This window comes from Spiroplasma endosymbiont of Polydrusus formosus, from assembly GCF_964263245.1.
GTDB lineage: Bacteria > Bacillota_I > Bacilli_A > Mycoplasmatales > Mycoplasmataceae > Spiroplasma.
The window spans coordinates 777,451-790,454 of the sequence record NZ_OZ181656.1 but is presented as its reverse complement, the minus strand read 5'-3'; the positions used below and the strand labels follow the sequence as shown (position 1 = coordinate 790,454).

9 protein-coding genes and 1 tRNA gene are annotated in these 13,004 nt (G+C 25.0%); 3 read left to right on the top strand and 7 right to left on the bottom strand.

Annotated features, from left to right (window positions below):
• Positions 1-1,082: 1,082 nt before the first annotated feature.
• Together ACE38S_RS04190 and ACE38S_RS04185 are read right to left on the bottom strand one after the other, a co-directional pair.
• Positions 1,083-1,211: a hypothetical protein gene (locus tag ACE38S_RS04190; protein WP_374695961.1), complete on the bottom strand. Its 129-nt coding sequence runs from the start codon at positions 1,209-1,211 to the stop codon at positions 1,083-1,085.
• A gap of 300 nt (positions 1,212-1,511) precedes the next feature.
• Positions 1,512-2,912, bottom strand: a complete 1,401-nt coding sequence (locus ACE38S_RS04185) for a BMP family ABC transporter substrate-binding protein (RefSeq protein ID WP_374696525.1) — start codon at positions 2,910-2,912, stop codon at positions 1,512-1,514.
• A 945-nt stretch (positions 2,913-3,857) separates the two neighbouring features.
• Here ACE38S_RS04185 and ACE38S_RS04180 point away from each other — a divergent pair.
• Positions 3,858-4,085, top strand: a complete 228-nt coding sequence (locus ACE38S_RS04180) for a flavodoxin-dependent (E)-4-hydroxy-3-methylbut-2-enyl-diphosphate synthase (RefSeq protein WP_374697136.1) — start codon at positions 3,858-3,860, stop codon at positions 4,083-4,085.
• A 965-nt stretch (positions 4,086-5,050) separates the two neighbouring features.
• On the opposite strand, the gene ACE38S_RS04175 is transcribed toward ACE38S_RS04180, so the two are convergent.
• The 5 genes from ACE38S_RS04175 to ACE38S_RS04155 form a co-directional block, all read right to left on the bottom strand.
• Complete coding sequence (locus ACE38S_RS04175; protein WP_374696524.1) at positions 5,051-5,524, bottom strand: protein-tyrosine phosphatase family protein; 474 nt, start codon at positions 5,522-5,524, stop codon at positions 5,051-5,053.
• A gap of 3 nt (positions 5,525-5,527) precedes the next feature.
• Complete coding sequence (locus ACE38S_RS04170) at positions 5,528-6,454, bottom strand: deoxyribonuclease IV (protein ID WP_374696523.1); 927 nt, start codon at positions 6,452-6,454, stop codon at positions 5,528-5,530.
• 1,114 nt (positions 6,455-7,568) lie between these two features.
• Entirely contained in the window at positions 7,569-8,870 is a 1,302-nt protein-coding gene (locus ACE38S_RS04165) for a YitT family protein (RefSeq protein WP_374696522.1), read from the bottom strand.
• Positions 8,871-8,966: 96 nt separating this feature from the next.
• A complete protein-coding gene (fib, locus tag ACE38S_RS04160) occupies positions 8,967-10,505 on the bottom strand; it encodes a cytoskeletal motor fibril protein Fib (RefSeq protein WP_374696521.1) in 1,539 nt (512 codons plus the stop codon).
• 883 nt (positions 10,506-11,388) lie between these two features.
• Complete coding sequence (locus ACE38S_RS04155; RefSeq protein WP_374696520.1) at positions 11,389-11,592, bottom strand: hypothetical protein; 204 nt, start codon at positions 11,590-11,592, stop codon at positions 11,389-11,391.
• Between the two features lie 1,002 nt (positions 11,593-12,594).
• On the opposite strand from ACE38S_RS04155, the gene rpmB reads away from it, so the two are divergent.
• Both rpmB and ACE38S_RS04145 read left to right on the top strand, forming a co-directional pair.
• Complete coding sequence (gene rpmB, locus ACE38S_RS04150; RefSeq protein WP_374696519.1) at positions 12,595-12,792, top strand: 50S ribosomal protein L28; 198 nt, start codon at positions 12,595-12,597, stop codon at positions 12,790-12,792.
• Between the two features lie 106 nt (positions 12,793-12,898).
• Positions 12,899-12,983 (top strand) — tRNA-Leu (locus ACE38S_RS04145).
• Positions 12,984-13,004: the final 21 nt, after the last annotated feature.

The window sequence follows — 13,004 nt, the reverse complement described above, 5'->3', positions numbered from 1 at the left end:
TATTATAAATAATCAGTTATTAAAACTTTAACTTCATCAATTTCATATCATTTTAAATTTAAATTTAAGTCAAAATCTGTTGGCAATGGGATATTACCTACATGTTGTTATTCATTACCAAATTTAATATATAAATTTAATTTTCAACCTAAATCATATTAACTATCAATTTCCGCATAGATAATATCTTTATTTGTAATTTTTAATGCTTTATTATTAATTAATTTTTCATTTAAGTAATTACTACTAATACAATATGACATTTTCTTATTCCTCCTAATTATTTTTATTGTTTAATGCTCAATGTTCATCAGTAATGTCTATCGCAAATTTATTTATAAAGTTATCATCTCTATATTTATTGTGGTTCGATGTTGACCTTGCACTTATTACAATTATCGCTTAGTTCTAATAAACTATCGTCGATTTATATATATTTCCTAATACACTATTTCAGTACTCGCCTCGGTTGGCTGTGGGAATGAGTTAAACTCATGTTCTTATGGAAGCACTTAATTATTTAAAATAACCGTTCCACACTTGCATTAAGTTGTTTTATAAAATCAAAGTTTTAAAAAATCAGTTTCTCAATCAAAGATAATTTTTGAATTTTCTAGTTTCTGATAAAATAGCTTTTGTTTTTTATCTTTTGTACGATTTAATAAATATTTATGTTTTTCACAAATTCATAAAACTTTATTTGATAAAAATTATTCGGTAATGAATGATATTGATTTATAGCAATTATCAACATCACATACTGTTTTGTTGCTTATTAATTTTCATTACTCATCCCTTTTCTTTGATATTGAGTTTTTTTATTATTCTTATTCAATTTCCAAGTTTTTTTCTAAAAACCAATCTTTTTTATGCGATCAAAAATTCATTGGATTTAATACAAAATATTTAATAAAGTGTCCCAAATATATTTAAAATTCAGGAAAAATAAAGTGTTGCATTTGATTTACAATTTACAAATTATAACGAGAAAAGTTAAAAATATTATATATAAGGTATTTGAACAGATAAAATTTTTATCAATATTTCTTATTATATTTGTAATAATATCTGGTGAAGTAGTGTTAATAATTAACTAAATAATTAATAATTTCGAGGTAAATTTTATTTAATGTTTTTTGTTTGCAACCGGCTTTTTTGTTTTTATTACTATTTTCATAAATTTCAATTGGGTTTCAACCATCAGCTAACATTTTATAAATTATATGGACAGTTTTTTTACTTTGATTTATTTCAATAAGCTGTTTTTCTAATTTAATAATTAAAATTTTGATATTATTGAATTGAAATTAATTTTTTTTATTGTGATTTTTTGATACATTGTGTTATTTATCTTTTTTTAAATTTGGATTTTAACACAATATTTTTATTTGTTTAACTGTCATATTTAATTTTACAATTAAAGTTTCATAAAGCGTTATATTTGGCTTATAATTTACATCTATATAAACTTATTGGATTTATATTAATTTATTTTGTTACTAACAAATATATTATAATATTTTTTCAATCGCTGTTAATAAATATTTTTTTAATGTTGTTTGTGTCCCGTAAGTATTTTGTAAAGTATTAGTAAAGTTATGTGAAGCAATTGCCCCATTATTATCAATCCCTGTTTTATAAGCTTGTTGTAATATTTGAATAATTTTATCAAATAAAGTATTTTTGCTTTTATCTTCACTAGTATTATGTAAAAAATCAACTAGGTCTTGTTTAACCCATTTAGTTTTTTCAATCCCTGTTCATGATGGATGATTAAAGGTAGTTTGATCAGTATTAATTCAACAATTATTGGTTTGATATGTTAAATCTCATATTTCATTTTGAGCATCATAACCACATTCTTGCGAATAAATATTTTTTAAAGCATCATAAGTTGAAGTTCCAATTTGTTTTAGAGCACTTGTTACAATATAATTTTCCCCATAAATTTTTGATTGTTCAGTATCAACACCAACAACTTTAGCATTAACTTTATGAACTTTAATTTGATTAATTGTGTCTTGCACTTGTGCCCCAGCAACAGGAAAAATAATACAAGCCTTCCGAGACAATAATTCATCACTAATAATTTTTCCGTCGCCAGCTTTAAATGATTGTGAAAATCATGATTCATTTTGTTTTAAAACTTTTTGAATTTTAGTAACCGGTTGTAAAGTTGTTATTGACGGATTAATGTTTTGAACTTGCTCTAATAATTTGACTTTTAAATTATTTCATTTATTGTTTAATGGTGCATCAATAATCATATTAAATAAATCAAACCCAACTAAAAAACCTCACATATAATTTGAAACAGCAACAGGATTGTCCATTCCTCCATAAGTACCTATTTTAAATTGACCATTATATTCTTGCTGGTGAGCATTTAAATAAATACTTGTTGCTAAACTAGCAAAAAAACCAGAAGCTTCAGCTTGATAAATAATTCCAATAATATTTTTTGCTAAAGGAGCTTTTTGATACATATTAAGATGGATATTTTGCCCGCTACCATCAATATAAATAACATTATCAAATAAAGCTGCAGCTCACCCCAAAGTGTTACCGTGATTAAAGCCTGGTAAAATTAAGGTTTTCCCCCCTGCAATTGAAGAAGTAATATAAGCACGTTTATAATCACCAGGTGTTTGACTAACTGATTCAAAATAACTTGATCGTCAATCTAAAGTTTTTCATTTTAATCCTAAAACCCCGTTATTTTTTTGGGCAACAACATATTTACTTGCCCCTTCTCATACCGATTGATTAAAAGCAAGGTCAGTAACAGTCCCGCCATCAGTAATAACTCAAATACTACTATCAAAAAAAAATTTTTTTGTACAAGCAATAAGACTACTAGCTGAAGCCCCCACAATAATTATAATCATTAAACTTTGTAAAATTCTTTTCATTAAATTTGTTCCTTTTTAATTTAATGTTCCTAAAAATAAAAAAATCAACCTGGTATCTTCAATTAAAATGAACGGTTAATTCTTAAAAAGAAAAAGCATTAACCTATATATTTTTTTTCTAAATAGTAAGACATAGAAACACCGGGCTATATTACTAGGATATATTTATATATCATTTATTTTTATATTTATATCATAATCTCTTTTTTTAGAAAAAGCAAATAAAATAAAAAAAAAAAAAAAACAATCCGGTAAGATTGTTTTTTAGGGTATCCATTAAGTATAATATAATATAATACAAAGTATGATTATATTATATGGTCATATTTATAGGGCTAAACTTGTGTTGTTTATTATTAATTTAATAAAAGTACAATTATTATACTTCCTTAGATATTTATTATTATATAGTTCATAAAATAAAATTTAATCATATTTAAATAACTTTTTTAGGTTTTTTTTTGAATTTGGAATAAAATTGGAATATAATCGGAATATAAGTGGAACAAAAAATAGCTTTTATTTTATAAGGTTTTAAATAGACCACTATTTATTCCTTATCAAAGATATTAAATATCTAATTTAAGATAAATTTAGAAAAAATAATTTAAATCTTGAATTTATTTGCTTTTAGTCGTACGATTATTTTAAAATTATTTTAAAATAAAGCAATAATTATATGTAATGTATCGAAGCATGAACCCTTTAGTATATTGGATTTTTTCAACTACCCTATACCGGTATTAAAAACTCTCTTGCCGTTCACTATGCATTGACAAAAAGATTAAAAAGATAAGGACGATCAAAAGATGAATAAACGAAGTAATACGCGAAAAGTAATGTTCGGTTCGGTAATGTTCAAATAGGTAGGTGGTCAAAATAAAGTTGTAATTCAACCAATGACTAATATCAAAACACATTATATTGAAGCAACTTTAAAACAAATTAACCAAATTATATCAAGAAGGTTGTGAACTTGTTCGAATTGCTGTTTTAGGGAAAGATTATACAGCGCAATTTAAAACAATCGTTGAACGTTCGCTTTGTCCTTTTGTGGTGGATATTAATTTTAATTATGATTTTGCTTTGATTTCAACTGATGCTGGAATTAGTAAAATTATAATTAATTTCGGCAACATTGGTAGTATTGAAAATATTAGAAAGTTGCGGTAAAATGCCATGAAAAACCCGATTTGAATTGGGGTTAACCATAGTAGTTTACCATTTGATCTTGTTAATTAATATGGTTGAACAACTAAAGCGATGATTAAAAGTGTACGGTTAAACATTTAAATTTTAAAAAATCTTGATTTTTATGACATTATTCTATAATTAAAAATAACTAAATCATTAATGGTAATTGAAACTTATACCTTAGATAGTAAAGAATGAAATTATCCTCTTCGCTTGGGAATTACAGAAGATGGAAGTCATCACTAAGGAACAATTAAATCATATATCAGTTTATCACCCAACCCTATTTAATGGTATTGGTGATATAATTCGTATTAGTTTATTAACTGTTATCAACTGATCATGTTGCCAAAGTTGAAGTTTCCAAACGAATGTTAAATTAATTAGGACTATATGATAATAACATTGTTCATGTTATTACTCGCCTAACTCGTGGACGATTATAAAATGAACTTTTTCCAGTTGTTAAATAATTAGAAGAATATACTAAAGATATTAAAATTCCATTGAAAATTACCATCTTATGTTGTGTTGTTAACGGACCCAGAGAAGATAATAAACAAGTTTATTTAGGGATTGCTGAGGGAAAAATAGTTTTTTATCTTTAAAAAGGGTAAAATTTATAAATCATGTAAAAAGGACCTTGTCTCGGAATTAAAAATATTAATTGATGAATATTATCGATAATGATAAAAAAAGCAGGAACAATCATAATAAAACTTTTTATGATAAAATGAAACCAGAAAGAAAATAGAGGTAAATAATATGAATATGTGTTGTCCCGCTAAAAACCACGATTGTTTTTCGTGTCGTACTTGCAGTAAACTAAAAGTTGGATGCCGTTCTTGTTTAATTTGTATTTCTTGTACAAATTGTGTTAATAAAAAATGTGAGTGTTGTAAAAATAAACGTTAATTAAAAAATTTGGTAACTAACTAGTTTTTTTAATTTGAAATTAAATGACTGTAGGGAAATTCATTTAGTAAAAAATCAAATCAACCTGGATTTGGATTTATATAAGGATAAATTCGTTCAAACTGCTCTAAAGCGGTATCAAAATCACCATGATTAATATACCCTTTGGCAACTAAATACATAAAAACAATTGAGGCACTACGATTAATTCCTCAAATACAATGCACATAAATTTTTTTATTTTTAATATTATTATCAATAATCTTTAATGCTTGAATGACAACATTAACATCTAATTCATGTAATGTTGGATAATCTTTAAAATTAAAATAAACATGCCCATAATCAGTTCACAAATATTCTTGATTATCATCTTTGATTTTATTTTTTTGAATTTGTTCTCGATAAATTTCCTCAGCACAACACACTACTAACTTCACATCTTTTGGAACACTATGACGATCACCCAGATACAAATTATCAATAATTTTCTTTGCGGACATTTTTTATCCTCCTAAATCTACTTTTATTTTCCCGTTTTGGTGAAATGGATCAGTAAAATGCTTTGCTTTAATCATAGTAATTTCATCCTTATAAGGTGGGAATGAATCATTTTTTTTACCTAAATATGGGGTTTCTAAAATTTTAATCATTCCATCTAATTTGGGATGATAAATTATTTTTAAAAGAGTCTCAAAACCCAGGTAACCATAACCAAGATTTTCGTGACGGTCCTTATGCGCATCTAATGGATTTTTACTGTCATTAATATGCAAACATAATAATCGGTTTAATCCAATTAATTGGGCAAATTCTATAATAATATCATCTAAAGTTTCTATCAAACGATAACCAGCATCATTCATATGGCAAGTATCTCAACACACCCCTAATTTATCATTTAATTTAACATTATCAATAATATACTTTAATTGGGCAAAATTAGTCCCTAATTCACTTCCCTTCCCAGACATTGTCTCTAAAGCAATTTTTGTTTTTTGATCAGGAGTTAAAACTAAATTTAATCCTTCAATAATACGATCTAGTCCAACTTGTTCAGGAGCTCCAACGGCGCTCCCAGGGTGTAAGACAATTGTTTTAACCCCAATTTCATCAGCTCGGGTAATTTCTTTTTTTAAAAATTCAACAGCAATTTCAAAAGTACCAGGATTAGTCGTGTTAGCTAAATTAATAATATAGGGGGCATGAATAATAACATTATTAATATCAAACTGGCACCCCCTTAATTGTTGATAAAATTCTGGAATAAAAAATTGCTTGGTATTAACCCGAATCGTATTTTGTGGTGGTCCAGTATAAATCATCATAGCATTAGCCTTATTATTTAAACTTTCATTTAAAGCCCCCAATAAATATTTCTGCTGCTTATTCATGCTAACATGACTGCCAATAATTAAATTATAATCTTTCATTCTTAAGTTACCATTTCTTTCTGATTAATTTTATAATATCATATATAAGTCATATATAAGATAAGAAAAAATAATTTTTTCTTTGGGAAATTATTAATAATTATTAATGAACAAAACAATGAAAAAATTAAAACAACAATTAAACAAATTTATCAAAAAGTTATAATTAAAAAAAATTGATAAAACCGCTTCTTACTTAGCAACGAACCAATTTAACTTGTTTTATTATTTATCATAATATATATTATTTTAATGACAATTTTTAGCTTTATTGTTATATATGACCCTTGTTTTTGACTTTCGTTTTATATTACAAAAAACCTATTTTTGTCCCCTAGCAATTATCTTTTGTGTAATAATTTTAAGTACCATTATATTAATAATTATAATTAAAAAACAGAAAAAAATATTACTGGAATAAATTAAAATTAACATTGATCAAAAGTTCTTAATTAACCTCTATCATGATTTGTTTAAGTCATAGTTCACATCATTAATAATTACTAATATTACAACTCCAATGAACAATTAAACCAATTAATCTGGACAATCTTCCTAACTTTAAAGTTAATGATAACATTATGACTGGACAATATCATAATTATTAGTTTAATATTGGTTATATTAGTCAAGCATCAACTACTATTATTGATAATCTCCAACCAAATTTAATCTATAAACATTATAATATTCAACAATATCATTATTTAATTTTAATAATTACTGTTCCAACATTGAAACAACAAAATTGGGAAATTAAATAAAAAAAATAAATATCAGAAAAAACGTAACTTTTGATAACTTTTTCTGATATGACCAAATGAACAAAGCTCTAACTTCTCCGGCGCTTAAAAAATTAATTATCGAGGAGATAACAACATCAAAAATGATTCTCAGCATTAAAGTAAGCAACCAAACTTGGTTATTTCAATTAGCAACCATTTTAGTAAATAATAGTAAGGATAATTATAATAGTTTGTTTAATCTTGACATTAACTTAAATCAAAAAATCATGCTTAATAATATATTATAAAAATATATTATTAACAATTAAGCATGACTATACAATGTTGTAAAAAAGTTTGACTTGGTTTAATTTAATCTTTTATAACAGTTAATACTTATCAACTTTATATTTAGCAATAATCTTATCAAGTTTATGAGCTAATATTTTAGCGTCCGGATCAGAAACAACAATTGCCGCTTTAATCTTTTTATATTCTAAAACAGAAGTTGAAACAATAACAACTTCATTATTAATATCGTTACCTTCATAATGATCACGCGCTGGAATTCGCACAATGTCATTTTGATAATGAACATATTGTAAACCCGAAACGATTGCATCGCCTTTTGAAGTAATAACCATTAAACTACGATATTTAAATTTCGGGAAAATAATATCAACCGTAATTGTTTGCACAACAACAAATAAATATGAAGCAAATAACACTGGACCAAAGAAGTATTTAATTTTGTGAGTCTCAATATCACTGCTAATTAATCCACCTTCATCAATTTTAAAGCCAAGTTCTTTAATTTTGTCAATGTGGGTCGCTCAATCTTTACCAAAATAAATACTTGTAATTTCATTACGACTTAATAATGTGACATGAATAGCTAACATTGCAACAATAATAATATAATTAACAATGCGGTTATAATTCACAATTGAGATTTTTTTCTTAACTGAATAATAGGCAAAAACAAAATCAGTCCCAGCGGTTGAAGATCCTCCTTTATAAACTAATCCATAAGAAATTCCATTTAAAATTCCCGCTACCGCGGCAAACACAAATAATCAAATTTGATACATTCCCCCATAATTAGTAAAAACATTTAAACTACTATAATTAACAATAAAAAATAATTCTTGGGGATTAATAACAGGAATATAAGCAAAAGTAAAATGGAACACATTTTGCAAAGCAATATAAACAATTGTTCGGAATGAAAACCGAATTCCTACTTTAATAACACCAAAAATAAATAAAGGAACATTAAATACAAAGTAAAATAATCAGTACATACTTGTCTGTATTTGTAATTGATTTTGTTTTGGTCAAATTCCAATAGCAATTCCCCGGGCAATGGCCCCAACCCCACTAGGGGTAATCCCGTTACTTGTTGTTACCGCAATAAAGTAATCATAACTTAAAATTCCTAAAAAAGAGGCAAAAATAATATAACTATAATCACGGAATAAACGTGATTTAAAGTAAGCTTTAAAACGTAAATTAAATTCTGTTCGGGAAATTCGTTCATGACTACGGGTTTTCCGTTCATTTGTTTTTTCTTTTGGATAATTTTCTGCTTTTTTACTTTTTATATTATCAGGGCTAAATCCAGAATTATTACTATCTCTTTCTTGTTTTAATCTGTTTTCTTTATCGTTAACCATTTTTTGTTTTTCCACACCCCTTTTTAACCTTAATTATTATAAATAAGTATAACATTATTTAAAAATTAAAAAACAACCAAAAGGTTGTTTTTTAATAAAATTAGTTAAAAACTACTCATTTTTTAAACGAATTGTAACTTTGAATGAACCAACTTTGATTGGATCATAATCATTTCTCATAATATCAACGACAGTGTAATCTCTTTGGTATTTTTGTTTTAAAGTGCCAAATTTAACACCTATGTTTGTTCCTTTATTTGAAGGAATAAACATAGGAATTTTACGGTAATCTAATGCTGGAATTGTCATATAAATAACAATTTGTTGATACGGTGAATCAACATCTTTTAATGATTCATTCAAGTATTTAACAAATTCATCATTTACTAATTGTGTCCCAAATTCTTTATTTTCCACAAATTCATGTGATTGATTGTGGGTAATGTAAAATGAAATTTTAGCATAACAATTTACTAATAAGTATTTTTTTAGTACTGTTACACCATTATATGTATATGATGATTTATCTTGAGATTTTTCAGCAATAGCAGCTGCAATTTCATTGGCAACTGTTTCAATTTTATATAATCTTTCATTATTTAAATCATATTTTGCTGATTTATTTCATAATAATTCATCATCGTTAACACGAACTTGTTCTAAAAATAATAACTTACGTAATCATTTTTTTGGCGCATTTTTCCATTCATCTTCACCTAAAATTACTTTATTTGGTCCTTCTGTTTCTTTCGTTTTTGAACTCATTACTTTAATAATATCCAAGGCAACTGGTGTTCTTTCTGCTTTATCAATTAACATTAATGAAGGTCCAAATCCCGATAACACTTTGTGTGTATTTGGTTTAAATAATTTAATTCATTGGTCATGTTTAATTTCAAATAACTCATTAATTGAATCTAAATCATCTTGTGAAGATTTTGACAAGTCAATAATATATTTTGAACTTAATAAATTAAATAATCTTCTTAATAAATATTTTAATGTGTTAACTGTTTCATACATTTTAAATTTATGAATTGGGTCATTATCTCATGTTGATAATGCATTATTATAGATAATTTTTAAAGCAATATAATTAATATTTGACTTTTTCGCAACCTGCGCAATTGCACCAGCTTCAGTGTCAATCACATCAATTGTTTGTCCATATTTATCAACCATTTCTTTAAATTGTTTTGAGTTATAAATCAACATATCTGCTGTTCCAGTAACCCCTTCAGTTAATCCTAATTTAAAGTTTTTAATAGTATTAGCAAATTCATCATCGAATTGAAATGATTCTGGTTCATTAACAATTTGTCCATATTTAATATTTTTGAAAACTGTTAAGTCCGCATCACGATAAATAAATTTTGTTGAGATTGTTGTATCTCCTGTGCCATGTTTATCATTTGTTGATAATGCTAAGTCTACATTTAAAATTTTTTGTAAACAAGGATATTTTTCTAACAAATAAGTAATGGCCATTGCAGCGTTTGCTTTACCATATACTACTGTTGCTATAATGAAAGTTTTTCCATGGTATTTAATATGTTGAATTACACAGTTCTTTCACCAATATTTTTTCACTGTTTTAATACTGTGTTTATCTTTCATAGTAAAATATGCTGTTGAAATTACACCGATCATTTATTTTCCACCTCTATTTTCATATTTTTATTTCCAAAAATTGTCTATTTTTAGTGTATCTTACTATAATTAATATTTTATTATATGCAAAATACAACTATACTTATAGTATCGTATTTTGGCCTAATTATCAATGACTAACCATAAAATGTTCAAAATTGTTAAAATGACAAAAATTATTTTGTTTTTTATTTTTAAAATAAATAAAAATTATTTTTTGCAATTTAATTTAAAATCAAAACAATTTTTATTGTAAAATAATTGTAAACTATAATATGCAGTTAAAAAGATTAACTTTTTACTGCGTTAATCTTTTTAATAAAATGAAAATATTATTTGATAGCTTTTACATAATCCCTAAAAGTAAATTTTCCATAAATATATTTTGAAGTATTTTTTGCTTTAACTAAAATTATGACTTTTTTTGCGATGAATAATCTCTTGATTGAGTATTATTTATAATTGTATAATCATCAGCAGTTATTGTTTCTATTATATTTTTCACAATTATTATAAATTTAGTAACAAGAGTAGCTTCAATATTAATTTTTTCTAATTAATTAATAGTTGTTGTATTTGGATTTAATGCTTTAATTTCTAAAGTGCTATACATAATATTACCCTCACGAAAATAAATATCGACTTTTTTATTTCTTCAATCTGTGGTTAAATTATTTTAATGCATTATGTCTGATCAAGCACAACTGTGCTATTATTCGCTGCGATAATTCGAACACAAACATCAACTTTACTATTTTTTAAATTAACAGTTTCTAATTCACTGTCATTGTTATCTTTAAAAACACCATAAGTAAAATCATCTTTTGTTGTTTCTTTATTAATTTATTTTACTGCTGATAAAACAATATAATCTAATAATATTTTAATCTCAGTTTTTGTTACTGATGCTGTTCCCATAATGGTCATTTTTTGGTGATTCAATTATTTTAATTTTTGCTAAATTATTATTATTTTCAGAGGTGCTATTTTCGTCTTTGCTATCATCAACTTTGGTACATGCAACTAACGTTTTTTCTATGGTTGTTGTTAAACTAAAAATTGATATGACTGATAAAAAACTTTTCATAGTTTATATTTTCTTTTCTATTAAGTAGTGATTCTGGATTTGCAACCCTTTTAGGACAATTTTTATATGAAAAATCCATATCCTTTTTTCTTAAAAAATTTTTGAATAATTGTTTTATTTAATTATTAGTTAATTTTTAAATATATTACTAGAAAATACATTTGATAAACTAAGAATTAAATAAATATATTAAATATATAATAAAAATAAATTTTGGAATATTAAAAATATGCAAAATAATAAAAAATGGCACACTTAAAAATGCTATTAAGTTTTCAAAGAACAGTTAATTATTAAACAAAATATTAAATTAACTAAAATAATATAAAACTAGTGTAATATTAAGTTTTTAAAAGTGTTTTGAAATAGCGGAAATGCTTAAAGCTAATCAAAAAGATATTGCCCCTCCACTATTTTAAATATTTATTGTTAAAAACAAAAAACACCACTTTTATGTAAGTGGTGTTGCTTTTGCGTTAATTAATTTATAATTTTTATATTTTTACTCTACTTTTATTTATACGACCAAAATTTTTGTCAATATTTCTTATTATATTTGTAATAATATCTGGTAAATAGTGTTAATAATTAACTAAATAATTAATAATTTAAAGGTAAATTTTATTTAATGTTTTTTGCGACCAGCTTTTTTGTTTTTATTACTATTTTCATAAATTTCAATTGGGTTTAAACCAACAATCAACATTTTATAAATTATATGGACAGTTTTTTTACTTTGATTTATTTCATAAGCTGTTTTTCTAATTTAATAATTAAAATTTTGATATTGTTGAATTGAAATTAATTTTTCTATTGTGATTTTTTGATACATTGTGTTATTTATCCTTTTTTAAATTTGGATTTTAACACAATATTTTTATTTGTTTAACTGTCCTATTTAATTTTACAATTCAGGTTTAAATAAAAAATTACATTTCTACTTGCTTTTAATTTTAAAATTAGTTACTATTTTAAAGTATGTAGATATAAAGGAGTGAAATTATGGCAAGAAAATGTGAAATTACTGGTAAAAGATCTTTATCAGGAAATAAAAGATCACACGCTTTAAACGCAACCCGCCGTAAATGAAATGTTAATTTACAAAAAGTAAGGATTGTTGTTGATGGTGAAGTTAAAACATTGCGTGTTGCAACAAGAACTTTAAAAAAATTAAAGATTAAGGGTCAAATTGCGCAATAAATAAAGCTCACAGAAATAATTAAGACATAATAAAAAGTAAGGATAAAATTTAAAATTTATCCTTACTTTTTATATAAAATAGGATAAAATTAAAAAGGTATGAAATGCCCGTGTGGCGGAATAGGCAGACGCAGTAGACTCAAAATCTACCGAAGAAATTCGTATCGGTTCGAGCCCGATCATGGGTACCATTTGAAGAAAAAAATCGGTTT